This is a genomic window from Streptomyces sp. NPDC006733 (assembly GCF_040636125.1).
GTDB lineage: Bacteria > Actinomycetota > Actinomycetes > Streptomycetales > Streptomycetaceae > Actinacidiphila.
Genome location: NZ_JBEYJD010000002.1, coordinates 187,860 through 203,700, shown reverse-complemented (window position 1 = coordinate 203,700; position 15,841 = coordinate 187,860). Strand labels below are relative to the sequence as shown.

General features: G+C 74.2%; 16 protein-coding genes. 3 read left to right on the top strand and 13 right to left on the bottom strand.

What is annotated here, in order from left to right; genetic code table 11:
• Window positions 1-88 precede the first annotated feature (88 nt).
• The 4 genes from ABZ721_RS03160 to ABZ721_RS03145 are packed head-to-tail and all read right to left on the bottom strand — an operon-like array spanning window position 89 to window position 3,754.
• The gene (locus ABZ721_RS03160) at window positions 89-1,096 is read right to left on the bottom strand and encodes a BadF/BadG/BcrA/BcrD ATPase family protein (RefSeq protein WP_358786819.1); all 1,008 of its coding nucleotides are present in this window, start codon (window positions 1,094-1,096) and stop codon (window positions 89-91) included.
• A gap of 4 nt (window positions 1,097-1,100) precedes the next feature.
• A complete protein-coding gene (locus ABZ721_RS03155) occupies window positions 1,101-1,943 on the bottom strand; it encodes a phospholipid scramblase-related protein (RefSeq protein ID WP_358786818.1) in 843 nt (280 codons plus the stop codon).
• 25 nt (window positions 1,944-1,968) lie between these two features.
• Window positions 1,969-2,646, bottom strand: a complete 678-nt coding sequence (locus tag ABZ721_RS03150) for a uracil-DNA glycosylase (RefSeq protein WP_358786817.1) — start codon at window positions 2,644-2,646, stop codon at window positions 1,969-1,971.
• A 19-nt stretch (window positions 2,647-2,665) separates the two neighbouring features.
• Window positions 2,666-3,754, bottom strand: coding sequence for an exo-alpha-sialidase (locus ABZ721_RS03145; protein ID WP_358786816.1), 1,089 nt, complete (start codon window positions 3,752-3,754; stop codon window positions 2,666-2,668).
• A 176-nt stretch (window positions 3,755-3,930) separates the two neighbouring features.
• Between ABZ721_RS03145 and ABZ721_RS03140 the strand changes: the two genes are divergently transcribed.
• A complete protein-coding gene (locus ABZ721_RS03140; protein WP_358786815.1) occupies window positions 3,931-4,725 on the top strand; it encodes an SDR family oxidoreductase in 795 nt (264 codons plus the stop codon).
• 63 nt (window positions 4,726-4,788) lie between these two features.
• On the opposite strand, the gene ABZ721_RS03135 is transcribed toward ABZ721_RS03140, so the two are convergent.
• Window positions 4,789-5,880 (bottom strand): NADH:flavin oxidoreductase/NADH oxidase, encoded by a 1,092-nt coding sequence (locus tag ABZ721_RS03135; protein ID WP_358786814.1) that lies wholly within the window; start codon window positions 5,878-5,880, stop codon window positions 4,789-4,791.
• Between the two features lie 135 nt (window positions 5,881-6,015).
• Here ABZ721_RS03135 and ABZ721_RS03130 point away from each other — a divergent pair, with 135 nt between their 5' ends.
• Complete coding sequence (locus ABZ721_RS03130; RefSeq protein WP_358786813.1) at window positions 6,016-6,384, top strand: helix-turn-helix domain-containing protein; 369 nt, start codon at window positions 6,016-6,018, stop codon at window positions 6,382-6,384.
• A 22-nt stretch (window positions 6,385-6,406) separates the two neighbouring features.
• On the opposite strand, the gene ABZ721_RS03125 is transcribed toward ABZ721_RS03130, so the two are convergent.
• The 7 genes from ABZ721_RS03125 to ABZ721_RS03095 form a co-directional block, all read right to left on the bottom strand.
• Complete coding sequence (locus ABZ721_RS03125) at window positions 6,407-7,747, bottom strand: FAD-dependent oxidoreductase (RefSeq protein ID WP_358786812.1); 1,341 nt, start codon at window positions 7,745-7,747, stop codon at window positions 6,407-6,409.
• Between the two features lie 78 nt (window positions 7,748-7,825).
• Window positions 7,826-8,476 carry a TetR/AcrR family transcriptional regulator gene (locus tag ABZ721_RS03120; RefSeq protein ID WP_358786811.1) on the bottom strand — a complete coding sequence of 217 codons (651 nt, stop codon included), beginning with the start codon at window positions 8,474-8,476 and terminating at the stop codon, window positions 7,826-7,828.
• 157 nt (window positions 8,477-8,633) lie between these two features.
• Complete coding sequence (locus ABZ721_RS03115) at window positions 8,634-9,437, bottom strand: DUF1295 domain-containing protein (protein ID WP_358786810.1); 804 nt, start codon at window positions 9,435-9,437, stop codon at window positions 8,634-8,636.
• On the bottom strand, window positions 9,434-10,720 hold the full coding sequence (locus ABZ721_RS03110) for a cyclopropane-fatty-acyl-phospholipid synthase family protein (RefSeq protein WP_358786984.1): 1,287 nt from the start codon (window positions 10,718-10,720) through the stop codon (window positions 9,434-9,436). Before ABZ721_RS03110 ends, ABZ721_RS03115 begins: the two co-directional genes overlap by 4 nt.
• Window positions 10,721-10,773: 53 nt before the next feature.
• On the bottom strand, window positions 10,774-11,496 hold the full coding sequence (locus ABZ721_RS03105) for a DUF1365 domain-containing protein (protein WP_358786809.1): 723 nt from the start codon (window positions 11,494-11,496) through the stop codon (window positions 10,774-10,776).
• Window positions 11,496-12,767 carry an FAD-dependent oxidoreductase gene (locus tag ABZ721_RS03100; RefSeq protein WP_358786808.1) on the bottom strand — a complete coding sequence of 424 codons (1,272 nt, stop codon included), beginning with the start codon at window positions 12,765-12,767 and terminating at the stop codon, window positions 11,496-11,498. Before ABZ721_RS03100 ends, ABZ721_RS03105 begins: the two co-directional genes overlap by 1 nt.
• 114 nt (window positions 12,768-12,881) lie before the next feature.
• Entirely contained in the window at window positions 12,882-13,820 is a 939-nt protein-coding gene (locus ABZ721_RS03095) for a M56 family metallopeptidase (RefSeq protein ID WP_358786807.1), read from the bottom strand.
• A gap of 320 nt (window positions 13,821-14,140) precedes the next feature.
• Between ABZ721_RS03095 and ABZ721_RS03090 the strand changes: the two genes are divergently transcribed.
• The gene (locus ABZ721_RS03090) at window positions 14,141-15,259 is read left to right on the top strand and encodes a hypothetical protein (RefSeq protein WP_358786806.1); all 1,119 of its coding nucleotides are present in this window, start codon (window positions 14,141-14,143) and stop codon (window positions 15,257-15,259) included.
• A gap of 21 nt (window positions 15,260-15,280) precedes the next feature.
• On the opposite strand, the gene ABZ721_RS03085 is transcribed toward ABZ721_RS03090, so the two are convergent.
• Window positions 15,281-15,808 carry a DUF5134 domain-containing protein gene (locus ABZ721_RS03085; protein WP_358786805.1) on the bottom strand — a complete coding sequence of 176 codons (528 nt, stop codon included), beginning with the start codon at window positions 15,806-15,808 and terminating at the stop codon, window positions 15,281-15,283.
• Window positions 15,809-15,841 lie beyond the last annotated feature (33 nt).

The window sequence follows — 15,841 nt, the reverse complement described above, 5'->3', positions numbered from 1 at the left end:
TGCTAATGCCTCGTGGTCCGCGGTTGTTCGGGTGGGTACGTCCTAGGGGGGACCTGTCCCGTTCCGTCCGAATTTCCTTCACGTTTGATCACATTTGGTTGTGCGGATGCACGTGCATCCGGATGTGCAGCAGTGCCGGGTCCTCCGGCAGCGACAGCGTGCCCGACGCGAGCGCGCCGGCGATCCGCAGGGCCCCGAGCAGCGGATCTCCGTCCGCGGGCACGAACTCTGCCTCGGGGAAGACCTCGGGCGCCAGCTCGCGCAGCGGACCGAGCAGCGGCTCGCCCATCTTGAACAGGCCGCCGGTCAGCGCCGTCCGGCACGAGCCGGGTCGTCCGGCCGGGCGGACGGCGGCGGCCGTCTGGAGGATGTGCCGCGCGGCCTGCCGCAGGATGTCCGCCGCCACCGGGTCGGCGGCCGCGCAGCGGCCCACCGCGGGCGCGAACGAGGCGAGGACGGCCGGACGGTCCGGCCGCGGGTACAGCTGCCCCGGCAGGCCGTCGACCGGCCCGAAGAGCGCTTCCGCGCGCTCCAGGAGCGCGGTGGAGCCGCCCGGCCGGCCGTCGTGGGCGCGCAGGGCGGCCTCCAGCCCGGCGCGGCCGATCCAGGCGCCGCCGCCGGCGTCGCCGAGGAGGTGGCCCCAGCCGTCGGCCCGGCGCCAGCCGGAGTCGTCGAGCCCGGTGCCGAGGGCGATCATGCCGGTGCCGGCCGCGACCACGACGCCCGGGCGCATGCCGAGGGCGCCCGTGTAGGCGGTCACCGCGTCCGCGGCGAGCGCCAGCGAGGGCACCCCGAAGGCCTCGTGCAGCGCCCCGGGCAGCACGGCGCGCAGGTCGTCGCCGAGGGTGGCCATGCCGGCGGCGCCGACCGCGGCGGCGGCGAGCGTCCGCGCGCCCGCCGCCCGCATCAGTTCGCGGACGGCGGGGCGTACCTCGTCGAGCAGGCTTGCGGCGTCGATGCCCCGGTCGGCGACCACGGCGGGGCGCTTCGAGGCGATCGGAGCGGACCTGGCGGTGCCGTCGGCGCGGGCGAGTGCCACCCGCACCCCGGAGCCGCCGGAGTCCACCCCGAGGACCCAGCCGCCGGGAGCGGCCATCCGGCTAGCCGAGCCCGCGGGAGTCCTGCTTGAGCGCGGTGTCCACCGTGAGGGCGGAGGCGACCACCATGCTCAGCAGCGGCTCGGAGAGCGGCCGGTGGATCTGCAGGACGTAGTTGTCCGCCGTGGTGAACATGGTCTTGGCCAGGCCCTCCCACGTCTTGGTGATGCGGGCGACCTCGGTCTCGGTGTGGTCGACGATCGCGAAGTTCCAGGCGCGCCAGTTCTCGGCCTTGATGGCGCCGATCTTCTGCCCGTTGACCTCGAACGAGAAGTTGATCTTGCCGATGGCGTTCTGCTGGACGATCTCGCCGAGGGTCTGTCCGTCCGGGCGCTGCACGATCACCTTGGACTTGATGAACTTCGCCGGGCGGGTGAGCAGCAGCTGCGGCTGCCCGTGGGCGTCGCGCACCTCCAGCTTGACCGACAGGAACTGGTCGACGCTGGAGACGAAGCGCAGCACCTTGCGCGCCGTGCTCTGGCCGACCTGGCTGACCGAGCCCAGCGAGCGGCCCTGCTGGTCGAACACGCTGTACTCGTTGTTCAGCTCGATGAGCTTGGCCTTCTGGTTCACCACCAGGATCGGCTCGCTGAACAGCGTGCCGCCGCCACCGCCGGCCGGGGCGACCCCCGCCTGGTGCTGCACCTGGCGCTGCACCTTCGACGGGTCGTGGCCGCCGTCGACGTTCAGCTCCCAGGCGTTGTTCGCCGGCTGCTGGGGCACCGGGCCGGCCTGGCCGGTGTTCGTGTGCTCGGTCCACTGGGATCCGTCCCAGTAGCGGAGCAGGTTCGGGGTGCCTTGCGGGTCCGCGTACCAGCCCGCAGGAGTATTCGAATGCGTGGTCACCCGGGCAGCGTACAGTCCGCCCCCGTCAGGGCAGACGCCAGTCCACAGGTTCGGCGCCGAGTCCTGTCAAGAGGGCGTTGGCCCGGCTGAACGGCCGGGAGCCGAAGAAGCCGCGGTCCGCCGACATGGGTGACGGGTGGGCCGCCTCGAGCGCCGGCAGGTCGCCGAGCAGGGGCCGCAGATTGCGCGCGTCGCGGCCCCACAGGATCGACACCAGCGGGGTGCGGCGCTCCACCAGTGCCCGGATGGCCTGCTCGGTGATGGCCTCCCAGCCCTTGCCGCGGTGCGCGGCGGGCTTGCGGGGCGCGGTCGTGAGCGCCCTGTTGAGCAGCAGTACGCCCTGCCGCGTCCACGGCGTCAGGTCCCCGTTGGACGGCCGGGGCACGCCGAGGTCGGTGCACAGCTCGCGGTAGATGTTCTCCAGGCTGCCGGGCAGCGGGCGCACGTCCGGAGCCACGGAGAAGCTGAGCCCCACCGCGTGGCCGGGTGTGGGATAGGGGTCCTGACCCACGATCAGCACCCGCACCTCGTCGAAGGGCTGCTGGAACGCGCGCAGCACGTTCGCCCCGGACGGGAGGTAGGTGCGGCCCTGGGCGATCTCGGCGCGCAGGAAGTCCCCCATCGCGCCGATCTGCCCGGCGACCGGCTCCAGGGCTTTCGCCCAGCCGGCCTCGACGATTTCGTTCAACGGTCGCGCTGTCACGATCCGTCACTCTAGTGGCTCAACCGACGGCCGCCGCACGCACGCAGAGGACGTCGGGCAGATGGGAGACGGCGAGCTGCCAGCTGTCGCCCTCGTCCGCGCTGGCGTACACCTCGCCGTTGCGGTTGCCGAAGTAGACGCCGGCCGGATCCGCGTCGTCCAGGCAGAGCGCGTCCCGCAGGACGGCGCCGTAGTGCGGCTCCCGGGGCAGGCCCTCGGAGAGCGGGGCCCACGTGCCGCCCGCGTCCTCGGTCCTGAAGACCCGGCAGCGCAGGTCCGGCGGGAGCCGGTGGGCGTCCGCGGTGAGCGGGAAGACGTAGGCGACGCCGCCGCGGCGCGGATGGGTGGCGACGGTGAAGCCGAAGTCGGCGGGCAGGCCGGCGTCGATCGCCGACCACTTCGCCCCCGCGTCGTCACTGCGGTAGACCCCGCCGTGGTTCTGCAGGTACAGCCGGTCCGGGTCCTCGGCGTCCTGCGCGATCTTGTGCACGCACTGCCCGAACTCCGGGAAGCGGTCGGGCTGGAAGGTGCACTGCACGCCGGTGTTGGACGGGGTCCAGCTCGCCCCGCCGTCCAGCGAGCGGTAGACGCCGCCGGTGGACACCGCGACGGTCACCGCCTCGGCGTTGCGGGGGTCGGTCACCACCGTGTGCACCGCCTGGCCGCCGAACCCCGCGTTCCACCGCGCCCGTTGCGGGTGCTCCCACAGGCTGCGGACGAACGCGAAGCTCTCGCCGCCGTCCTCGGACCGGAACAGCGCGCCCGGCTGGGTGCCCGCGTACACCACGTCCGGCGCGGCGGGCCCGGCCGGGTGCAGCTGCCACACGCGCTCCAGGGAGGTGCCGGTGTCCTCGGGGAACTTCACGGCGGGCCGGGCCGGCTCGTGCCAGGTCGCGCCCAGATCGTCCGAGCGGAACACCGACGGGCCCCAGTGCGAGCTGTCCGCCCCGACCAGCAGTCGGGGGGTGGCGCGGCGGGTGTCGATGCCGATGGAGTACACCGCCTGCATCGGGAAGTGCGGGCCGCCGAAGTCCCACCCCCCGCCCCCGTTCCGCCGTCCGAGGAACAGGCCCTTCTGGGTGCCCACCGCGAGCAGTACGTCGTTCATGACACGTCGCCTCCAGGATGGAATGTGTCCCGCATCACAGAGTCAACACCCACCCACTGACAACGGCCCCCCGTACCCGCTTTCCCGCAGCGCGCGCCGCGTCCTGCGGGCCGCCGGCGGGCTTCGGTGATCTACTGGACGGCCCACCGCAGCGATCTACCGAACGGGCCCGCACCGTGCATATTGATCTCACCGGAAAGACCGCCCTGGTAACGGGGTCGACGCAGGGCATCGGAGCGGCCATCGCGACCGGGCTGGCGCGCGCCGGGGCCCGGGTGGCCGTCAACGGCAGGAGCGGCGACTCGGTCGGGGCGGCGCTGGAGCGGCTGCGCGGCGAGTCGCCCGGCGCCGAGTTCCTGGCGGCGCCCGGCGACATCTCCACCGACGAGGGCGTGCGGCAGGTCCTCGACGCGCTGCCGCGCGCCGACGTCCTCGTCAACAACCTGGGGGTCTTCGGCGCGCAGCCCGCCCTGGAGATCACCGACGCCGAGTGGCGGCGGTACTTCGAGGTCAACGTCCTGACCGCGGTCCGGATGACCCGTGCCTACCTGCCGGGCATGGTGGAGCGCTCCTGGGGGCGGATCCAGAACATCGCCAGCGACTCCGCGCTCGCCACCCCGGCGGAGATGATCCACTACGGCATGTCCAAGACGGCGCTGCTCGCGGTCGCCCGCGGCTTCGCCAAGGAGGCCGCCGGCACCGGCGTCACCGTCAACTCCGTGATCGCCGGGCCCACCCACACCGGGGGCGTCGAGGACTTCGTGTACGAGCTGGTCGACCGCGACCTGCCCTGGGACGAGGCGCAGCGCGAGTTCATGCGCGTGCACCGGCCGCAGTCGCTCATCCAGCGGCTGATCGAGCCCGAGGAGATCGCCCACATGGTCGTCTACCTCAGCTCGCCCCAGGCGTCGGCCACCACCGGTGGCGCGCTCCGGGTCGACGGCGGCTACGTGGACTCGATCGTCCCGTAGCCCCGCCCCTCGCCGGGGAGCCGCGCCGCTCGGCAGCCGCCCCGCCCCCGAGGGGCGCGGCTGTCAGATCGCCCACCCGTACTGGTCCGGCACGCGCGGGTCCGCGCCCAGTTCGCGGGCCGCGCGCAGTGCCCAGTGCGGGTCGCGCAGCAGCTCGCGGCCGAGCAGCACGGCGTCCGCGCGGCCGGAGGAGACGATCTCCTCGGCCTGGGCGGCATCGGTGATCAGGCCGACCGCCGCCACCGGCAGATCGGTCTCGGTCCTGATGCGCTCGGCGAAGGAGACCTGGTAGCCGGGGCCGGTCGGGATGCGGACCTTGGGGACGTTGCCGCCGGTCGAGACGTCGAGCAGGTCGACGCCGTGGGCACGCAGCTCCTTCGCCAGCCGGACGGTCTCCTCGACGGTCCACCCCTCGCCCTCGCCGTTCTCCGCCAGCCAGTCGGTCGCGGAGACCCGGAAGAAGACCGGCAGGTCGTCCGGCCACACCGCGCGCACCGCGTCGACGACCTCCAGCGGGAAGCGGATCCGGTTCTCGAAGCTGCCGCCGTACTCGTCGGTGCGGTGGTTGCTGTGCGGGGAGAGGAACTCGTGGATCAGGTAGCCGTGGGCGCCGTGCACCTCGACGACCTGGAAGCCGGCCGCGAGCGCCCGCCGTGCCGAGTCGGCGAACGCGGCGGTGATCTCCGCGATCTGCCCGGTCGTCAGCTCGCGCGGCTCGGGGTAGCCGTCGGCGAACGGCACCGGACTCGGGCCGGCCGGCTGCCAGCCGTGGTCCGCCGCGCCGACCGGGCCGCCGCCGCGCCAGGGCCGGTCCGTGGACGCCTTCCGCCCGGCGTGGGCGAGCTGGATCCCGGGGACGGCCCCCCGCTCCTTGAGGAAGCGGGTGATCCGGCCGAACGCCTCCTGCTGCCGGTCGTTCCACAGCCCGAGGTCGGCCGGGCTGATCCGGCCCTCCGGGGTGACCGCCGTCGCCTCGGTGAGGATCAGGCCGGTGCCGCCGGTCGCCCGGGCGCCGAGGTGCGCCAGGTGCCAGTCCTGCGGCACGCCCTGCTCCGGGCCGTCGACGGGCGCGCAGTACTGGCACATCGGTGCCATCCAGACGCGGTTCGGGATGGTCAGGGACCGCAGGGTCCAGGGCTCGAACAGTGCGCTCACGGCGCTCTCCTCGTCGTAGTCACTCGTCGTCATGGGGATCGGTGGGGCTCACCGGCTCGCTCACCGGACGCCTTCTACGATAGGCATCGTAGTACGCTGGATGTCAAACTACGAGACATCTCGTACTATGGATCCATGACACCGCAGACCGCCCCCGCCGCCCGCGCGCTGGAGCACCCGGAGCGCGCGGCCATCCGCCTCGAGGGCGTGCTCCACGCGCTGTCCGACCCCATGCGGCTGCACGTGGTGCACACGCTGGCGGTCGCCGGGGCGGAACTGGCCTGCTCCGAGGTCGAGCTGCCGGTCAGCAAGTCCACCACCACGCACCACTTCCGGGTGCTGCGCGAGGCCGGCGTGATCCGGCAGTGCTACCGGGGCACGTCCAAGATGAGCGGCCTGCGCCGCGAGGATCTGGACGCCCTCTTCCCCGGCCTCCTGGACACCGTGCTGACGGCCCTCGACGGGCAGTGCCGGCGCCTCGGCGGGGGACCCGCCCACCACTGACGGGGGCGGGGCCGGCCGTGCGTCAGGCGGCCAGCCGCGCCGCGGCCAGCAGCCGCTCCCAGGCCTGGATCTTGACGGTGCCGCGGTCCAGCGACCGGCCCAGCGCCATCTCGGCCGCCTCGATCGACAGCCAGCCCGGCCACGCCACCGGATCGCCGCCGCCCGACCGCAGCGCCTCCAGCGGATCGCCGGGCAGTGATCTGGCCAGCAGCAGCGGCGCGTCCTCGATCAGCGCCGCCACGGTCTGCTTCGCGCAGGGCCGGTTGGTGCCGATCACCCCGGTCGGGCCACGCTTGATCCAGCCGGCGACGTACTCGCCGGGCGACGGCACGCCGTCGCGCAGCACCCGGCCGCCGGCGTTCGGCACCACCGCCTGCCGCTCGTCGAACGGCAGCCCCGGCAGCGGCACGCCCTGGTACCCCACCGAGCGCAGCACCAGCTCCGCGCCGATCTCCTCCAGCAGCCCCGTATCGCGCACCCCGCCGCGCCCGTCGGGTACCGTCCGCTCGAAGCGGACGGCCGACACCCGCCCGTCGCCGACGAGTTCGGCCGGGCGCAGGAAGAACCGCAGGTGGATCCGGCGCGGCCGGCCCTGCGGGACGCGCGTCGTCCACTCCCGCAGCACCTCGACGTTGCGCCGGGCCGCGGCCGGCAGCGCGGAAGGGTCGGCGTAGCCGGGATCGAGCGCCAACTCGTCCTCGTGCACGACGACATCGGCACCGGACAGCCCGCCCAGCTCGCGCAGCTCCTTGGTGGTGAACTTCGCCTGCGAGGGGCCGCGCCGCCCCACCATGTGCACGTCGGTGACCTGGCTGGCGTCCAGCGCCGTGAGCGCCGACTGCGGGATGTCGGTGTGCCGCAACTCGTCGGCGCCGCGCGCCAGGACGCGGGCCACGTCGACCGCCACGTTGCCCACCCCGATCACCACCGCCGACCGGGCGAGCAGCGCGAACCCCTCCGGGGGCTCGTCCGGATGGGCGCTGTACCAGGAGACGAAGCGGGTGGCGGAGTAGCTGCCGGGCAGATCCTCGCCCGGTACGCCCAGCCGCCGGTCGGCGGCGGCGCCGAAGCAGTAGACGACCGCGTGGTAGAGCTCGGCGAGCCGCTCGGGGCCGAGCGCGGGCCCCACCTCGACGTTGCCGAGGAAGCGCACCCGCGGATTCTCCAGCACCTGCCGCAGATTGCCCTGCAGGGACTTGATCTTCTCGTGGTCGGGCGCCACCCCGTAGCGCACCAGGCCGTACGGGCACGGCAGCCGGTCGAGGACGTCCACCGCCACGTCCGGCACGGTGGTCTGCCGGGTGAGCGCCTCGGCCGCATAGACACCACTGGGACCTGAACCGACTACTGCGACACGAAGCACGAGCTGGCTCCTTCCGCCGTAAGGCCAGCATGCGCCATCTGCTGCCGTTGCGGGAGGGCGCGGGCGTCCGCCGGAGGCCTACGGCAGCGCCGAGCGTGGTGGGGGGCGGGTGGTCGCCGCCGCTCCGGGGGCGCCGGCGGGCGGCGGGACGCCCAGGTCCCAGTCCAGCCCGTACCGCGTGAACAGCTCCGCCCGCAGCCGGGGCAGCGGCATCGGCACGCCGGGCACCAGCAGCGCGACCACCGAGCCCATGAGCAGCGCGCGCAGCATCGGGTACTCGGCGGCCGGATCCTCGGCGCCCCAGCGGATGACCGTGTTCTCCAGCAGCGCCGCCAGCTGCTGCTGCTCGGCGCACTGGATGAAACCCTCGGCCTGCAGGATCGACGCCATGTGTGTGCGCATCAGTTTCGGGTGCTTCTGGGTGAGGCCCAGAATCGCGTCGATGGCCCGCGCCATCCGCTCCCGGCCGTCCTCGGTGTGCGGCTCGCGCTCCAGTGCGGCGGCCAGCTCCAGGTGCATCAGGCGGTGCACCGCGGACTGCACGAGCTGGCGTTTTCCCGGAAAGTAGTACGACACCAGGCCCCGGGCGGAGCCCGCCCGGTCGGCGATGTCGGCGAGGGTGGTGGCCTCGTAGCCGTGCTCCTCGACGAGCTCCACCGTCGCCTGCAGGAGCCGTTCCCGGGAACGCCGCCGCATCTCTTCATTGACCGATGCGCTTCGGGGAGACATGCTTTACTCCTGCGTTGACTGGCTCCCAGCCAATATACTCAACGCACCCCCGCGGGGCCTACACGCCCATGCGGGGAACGGGGGCCTGGATCGGCGCCCGGCGGCGCGGGGGACCGCCGGGCGTCGACCCGGTCACAGCGCGGGCGGCGGGAGCCGCTCAGGCGCGGTGACGGGGCGGCCTGGGGAAGAAGCCGCTGGTCCGAGCGGCGTACTCGGCGAATCCCGGGCGGTCGGCCATATGCCGCTCCAGCATCGGCTTGCCGCTGCCGCGCATCAGCAGGAAGCTCATGACCAGCGGTGACACGAGGGTGACGGCCGCGAGCGGCGTCGAGCAGGCGAGCAGGAACAGCCCCCACCAGACGCAGAAGTCGCCGAAGTAGTTGGGGTGCCGGGTCCAGCTCCACAGCCCGCGGTCCATGACGGCGCCGCGGTGGGCCGGGTCGCGCTTGAAGCGGGCGAGCTGGAAGTCGCCGACGGATTCGAAGAAGAATCCCACCAGCCACAGCGCCACCCCCGCCGTCGCGAACCCGTTGAGCGCCCCGGGCACGTACATGGCGAACTGGACGGGGAGCGACACCAGCCACACCAGCGCCGCCTGCAGCAGGTAGACCATGCGCAGCGCGTAGAGGTTCCGGCTGCCGGGCGCGCGCGACAGCATCCGGTCGTAGCGCGGATCCTCGCCGTGGCCCCAGCCCCGCACCCCGATGTGCACGGACAGCCGCAGCCCCCAAGCCGCCGTCGCGATCAGCACCAGCAGCCGCCGGGCGTCGTCCCCGTGGCCCGCCGACATCGCGTACGAGACGGCGGCCACCGCGGCGAACGCCGCGCCCCAGGCCACGTCCACGACGCGGTGCAGGCCCTTGGCGGCGCCGACGGCGAAGGTGGTGAGGAGCACCGCCAGGGCCGCGCCGGCCGAGGCCGCGAGGTTGACGGCGAAGTCGTCCCACGGGAACGCGTTCATCGGGTGCCTTCCGCGGTGCGCGTCAGCAGCAACTGCCGCACATCCAGGTAGCCGGACCGGAAACCGGCCTCCGAGTAGGCCAGGTAGAACGTCCACATGCGGCGGAACGTCTCGTCGAACCCCAGCTCCGCCACCTCCGCGGCCCGCTCGGTGAAGCGCTCGCGCCACAGCTGCAGCGTCCGGGCGTAGTGCTGCCCGAAGCCGGCGTCCTGCGCGATCCGCAGCCCCGTGTGGCGGGCCAGCACCTGCCGGACGGCGGTGGTCGAGGGGAGCTGCCCGCCGGGGAAGATGTACTTGTGGATCCAGGTGAAGGTGCGCCGGGAGGCCAGCAGCCGGTCGTGCGGCATGGTGATGGCCTGCAGCGCGATCCGTCCGCCGGGTGCCAGCAGCCGCTCCAGCGTGCGGAAGTACGCCGGCCAGAACTCCTCGCCGACCGCCTCGATCATCTCCACGCTGACCACGGCGTCGTACTCGCCGCGGATCTGCCGGTAGTCCAGCAGCAGGACCGTCACCCGGTCCTCGTACCCCGCCTCGCGGATCCGCAGCCGGGCCAGCTCGCGCTGCTCCCGCGACAGGGTCACCGTCACGACCTCCGCGCCGCGCCGCGCGGCCCGCAGCGCCAGCTCGCCCCAGCCGGTGCCGATCTCCAGCAGCCGGGTGCCGGGTCCGACGCCGGCGAGGTCCAGCAGCCGGTCGATCTTGCGGTGCTGGGCGACGGTCAGCGGCTCGTCCCCGTCGGGGGAGCGGACGTCTGCGGGCTCGCCGTCCGGCGGGAACAGGGCCGACGAGTACGTCATGGTCCGGTCCAGGAAGAGCGAGAACAGCTCGTTCGACAGGTCGTAGTGGCGGCTGATGTTGCCCCGCGCCCCCGCGACCGTGTTGCGCTGGGCCGACGGCTTGCGCGGCGCCCACGCGCCCCGCAGCCGCTGCAGCGGCGCCGGGATGAGGGAGGCGACGTGCGAGGCCAGCACGGTGAGCACCCCCACCAGGTCGTCGGAGTCCCACTCGCCCGCCATGTAGGACTCGCCGAAGCCGACGAGGCCGGATGCACCGATCCGGGCGAAGAACGGGCCCGGCCGGCGCACCCGCAGCAGCGGGGCGTCCGCGTCGCCCGACCCCTCGGGGGCGCGGCCCGGCAGGCCCAGGCGCAGCGGCAGGCGGGCCAGCGCCCGCCGCACCAGGCGCTCGGCCACGGCCGCGCGGACCGGAGCGCCGGGCACCCGGACGACGTCGGGCCACCGCTCCGGGTCCACCGGCGGACGCCCCGCGGGCACGTGGTCCAGGGGCGAACGGGCCGCCGGCGGGCGGGGAGCGGTCGGACGGAAGACAGGGGCAGTCACTGCACACCCTCCTGGGGTCGGTGCGGGGTACGGGGCCGTACGGGCAGGCCGCGCAGGTACAGCAGGACGCCGTGCACCCGGATGAGCACGGAGACGGCCGCCGTCGGCCACGGGTGCCGCACGGCGGCCCGCAGCAGGCCCGCGGTGGTCGCGGGACGCCGGTCGCCCCGCAGCGTCGCGGTGAACGGCCGGCGGCCGGACAGCTCCAGATGGACCGTCAGGTCGAGCCGCTCGCCGGGCTCCGGCAGCCGCATGCGGTACGCGCCGTCCACCGGGAAGAACGGCGATACGTAGAACTCCTTCGCGGTGCCGGCCCGGCCGTCGGCGTCCGGCCGCAGCAGGTAGCAGTGCCGCTCGCCGTAGGTGTTGTGCACCTCGGCGACGACGCACTCGGTCGAACCGTCGGAGCGCCGGCACCAGTAGACGGTCAGCGGGTTGAAGACATGGCCGAACACCCGGGCGGCGGTGAGCATCAGCACCCGCCCGCCGGGCCGCCGCACGCCGTTCGCCGCCAGGAAGCGGTCGAGCCCCGCGCGGATGCTGGGAGCCCCGCCGCCGAAGTGGTCGCGCGCCTCGAAGCGGGCCAGCGGACGCAGCAGCCGCGGCAGCCGGGGCAGCGCGTCCACGTCGACCAGCCACAGGTAGGTGCGGTGCCGGAAGGCGTGCCGCAGCGGTGCGGTGCGCACGTGCGCCACGACGCACTCGTAGAGCGCCGGCATCACCACCGCACCCCCAGGGACGCCGCCGCCTCGACGCCCGAGCGGCAGCCGTCCTCGTGGAACCCCCAGCCCTGCCAGGCCCCGGCGAACGCGGTGACCGGGTTGTTGAGCTGGTGGAGCCGTTGCTGCGCGGCGACCGAGCGGGTGGTGAAGACGGGGTGCTCGTAGTCCATGCGGTCCAGGACCAGGGCCGGGTCGACGAGCCGCTCGCCGCCGAGCGTCACGACGTACTCCCGCTCGCTCCCCAGCCGCTGCAGGCGCGTCATGTCGTAGCTCACCAGGACCCGTTCGGGGGTGGCGTCGCACGAGGGCAGCAGGTAGTTCCAGGAGCCGCGGGCGCCGCGCGCCCGGGGCAGCAGGGAGGTGTCGGTGTGCAGCAGCGCGGGGTTGTGGGAGGAGGAGAACGCGCCCAGTACCTCGGCCTCGGTGGGCGTCGCGTCGGCGAGCAGCCGCAGCGCCTGGCCGGGGTGGACGGCGACGACCACGGCGTCGGCGGTGTGCTCCACGCCGTCGCCGGTCCGCAGCCGCACACCCCCGGCGTGCCGGGAGAGCGCGTGCACGGGGGCCGAGGTGTGGACGGCGCTCAGCTGCTTGGCGATCCGGCGGACGTACTCCCGCGAGCCGCCGGTCACGGTCCGCCAGGCGGGGGCGCCGGTCACCGAGAGCATCCCGTGGTTGTCCAGGAAGCGGAACAGGTACCGGGCGGGGTAGCCGGCGGCCTGCTCCGCCCCGCAGGACCACACCGCGGAGACCAGCGGCGTCATGAAGTGCGAGACGAAGTAGGCCGGGAAGCGCCGTTCGGCGAGGAACTCGCCGAGCGTCGGCTCGGGGCCGTCCGCCGGCCGCGCCAGCAGCTCGCGGGCGGCCCGGTGGAAGCGCGGCACCTGGGCGAGCAGCCGCAGGTAGCGGACGTTGGCCGCGTTGCCCGGGCGCGGGAAGAGCCCCGCCGCGCCGCGGGCCCCCGCGTACTCCAGACCGCAGCCGTCGCACCGCACCGACATGCTCATCTCGGTCTCCTGGGTGGCCACGCCCAGTTCGTCGAAGAGCCGTGTCAGCAGCGGGTAGGTGCGGCGGTTGTGCACGATGAAGCCGGTGTCGACGGCGAACGCCCGGCCGCCGTCTTCGGCCACCTCGTGGGTGTCGGCGTGGCCGCCGAGCCGGGCGTCCGCCTCGAAGAGCGAGACCTCGTGGGTCCCGCTGAGGACATGCGCGGCGGTGAGGCCGGCGATCCCGCTCCCGATGATCGCGACCCGACGTTGTTGCGCCATCACAGTCCGCCCTCCTCACACCCGCATGTCCTGCCGGGTATTCGGAGCGGCGGCGGGTGCGGATTGGTGGGACGTCGGCGAAGCGCGATTCCGGGCCGGGCGGCCCGGGCGGGAGGGCTACGTGAGCGCGCTGAGGCCCGGGACGAACGCGATCAGCAGGGGGACCGCCGGGACCAGGAGGGCGGTGGCGGTCAGGCCCGCGCGGCGGACCGGGTCCAGCCGCGGGGCCGGGTCCAGGAGCCGGTGCACCCGGCGGGGGAGTTCGGCGAGCGGGGTCGGGCAGGGGCCGAAGACGCCGCGGTCCTCGTTGAGCTCGACCAGGGCCAGTGCCGTGGTGAGCCGGCCGAAGCGCCGGGAGGCGGTGTCGTCGGCGGACAGTTCGATCAGCCGGTGCACCTGGTCGCGGAACCCGGCGAAGACCGGGACCTGCGGGAAGCCCGAGGCCAGCGCGCCCGCGCAGTGCAGCAGCACGTCGTGCCGGGCGCGGACGTGGCCCTGCTCGTGGGCGAGCACGGCGTCGAGCTGGCGGCCCTTGAGCCGGCGCAGCGCGGCCGTGGTGACGACCAGCTGCGGCTGCGCGCCCGACAGCCACCAGGCGTCGGGCCGGTCGCCCTCCAGCACCACCAGCCGGTCGCCGGCCGGTGGCTCCTCGCCCGGCAGCCGGGGGGAGCGGACGAGCAGGTCGGCGCGCCGCTGACGGCGGCGGGCCCGGGCACCGCGCACCTCGCGGGTGAGCATCGCGGCGGTCCACACGCCGCCGAGGGCCAGCAGGACCGCCAGCGATCCGGCCCAGCGCCCGTAGCCGGGCAGGCCGTACGCCTCCACGACGCCGCGCGGGGCGAAACCGAACAGGTGCCAGCGCACCGCGGCCGAGGCCGCCGCGGCGCTGAGCGCCATCGACAGGACGCAGCACAGCAGGACGGCGCCGACGACGCACTGCCAGACCCACAGGGCCAGCACGGGTTCGCGCTCCGGCCAGGCGGCACGGGACAGCAGGCGCGGCGTCATCGCCGCCGCCAGCGCGCCGACCAGCAGCAGCACGAACGGGACCGTCATGCGGCTCAGCCTAGGAGGCGGCGGGATCAGCCGGTACGGTCCGCCGCCGTAAGTGATGCACGCCTCACCCGCCGCACGCCCCGGCGCCGGGCGGACGCGGCCCCGGGCACCGGGCGGACGCGGCCCCGGGCACCGGGCGGCCGCACCCCGGGCGTCGGGCAGACGTACCCCCCTTCGTCGCTACGGGTGATGTCGGGCGGCGGCCGGTCGCGTCGCCAGACGGATCGGAACCGTGCCGTTACGCTGCGTCACGCGAGCCGATCATCGGAACGGCTCGCCCGCGACCTCGTCCGCGAGGACCTCACCGAACTGGAGGCGTGGTGTGCCGCATCGGTGCCCTGCTCGCCGTCCTTGTCCTCTCCTGCCTCACGCTCCTCGGGGGCGCGCCCGCGTCCCGGGCCGACTCGGCGCCCGGGGGGCGCTCGGCGTTCTCCATCCCCGCGTCGCTCGACCTGCATGACGGCACCGTCCTGGAGTACGGCGGCACCTACTACGCGTACGGGACGGCGTACGCGTGCGGGTTCCACTGGCAGCAGACCAACACGCCGTGGTGCGGGTTCAAGGTCTCCACGGCCTCCTCGCTGCTGGGCCCGTGGTCCACGCCCACCCTGCTGTTCGGCCCGGACGACATCGATCCGTTCACCGGGAAGTCCTGGCAGGTGGAGTGCGGCGGCAACGGCGCGGGCTGCTTCAACCCGCGGATGATCCAGCGCAGCGGCTGGGGCAGCGACGACGGGGTGTGGATCCTGTGGTTCAACTCCCCGGCCGACTACGGCCGCGACAAGACGCACGCCTACAACGCGATGGGGTGCAACGGCCCCGCCGGCCCGTGCGGCCCCTCCGCAGGACCGCCGTACGGCTCGTACACCAAGCCCGCCCTGAAGTTCTGCACCGGCAACGGCGACATGGGCTTCATCGACTCCGCCACCCCGGGCGCCGCGCCCGCGCTGGTGTGCACGATGCCCGGCGCGCTCTCGCTGTCCGTCGAGGAGCTCAACGGGTACGGCGTCGGCGGGTCCGGCGTGGGTGCTCTGAGCGTCGCCGGCCTGAAGAACATCGAGAGTCCGGGCGGCTGGTACGACCGCTCCAGCGGGCAGTACTTCCTCACCTACTCCGATCCCGGCTGCGGCTACTGCACGGGCACCGGCACCGGCTACGCCACCGCCACGGACCTCTACGGGACGTGGACGGCGCCGCCCAACCTCGGCATCGGCCAGCCGGCGAACGGCCGCCGGCTGATCTCCGCCAACAGCTGCGGCGGGCAGCCGCGCACCGTGGCGCTCGTCAACGGGCAGGCCTGGCAGGGCATCGACCTGTGGACCGGGGACCGGAACGAGGTCGGGGCGCAGATGCGCTTCGTGCCGCTCAACTCCACCACGCCGTCCGGCACCCCCGGCGACGGCCAGGTCTGGCGGCCGCCGCTCGCGCTGGCCTGCTGAACCCCGGACCCGGCGCAGGGGTCACAGCGCCAGCAGCATCGCGAACATGCCCAGCGCCATGGAGACCCGGCACGCCGCCAGCTCCGGCGCGATCGTCGCCCCGGCCGGCGGACCGCCCGCCGGGGCGACGGCCGTCACCGTCACCAGCCGGGCCCCGGCCGCCAGGACGTACCCGGCGAAGTACACGAGCAGCAGCCCCGTCAGCAGCGGAGCGCCCGCCGGGGCGTGCCCGGCATGGCCGCCGGCGGGGGCGGCCGTGCCCATCGCCGCCGCCATGTAGACCATCGCGGCGGCGCCCAGGGCGTGGTGCAGATGGTGGCCGGGGCGCCGGGCGAGCAGCAGGGCCCGGACGGCGGCCGCCGCGAAGACCGCCGCGAGCAGCAGCGTCAGCCAGGGCCGGGGGTCGAGTACGGACATGGGTACGGCCATCACCGCCATGCCGGCCCCCATCAGGGCCTCGTCCCGCGCGGCGTGCCGCAGCAGGCACGACAGGCCCGTCGCGGTGCTGAGCACGACCAGCAGCCACCCCACCAGCGGTGGTCCGTGCATGACCGGCCTCCCGTTCGCGGCGTTCCCGCCCAC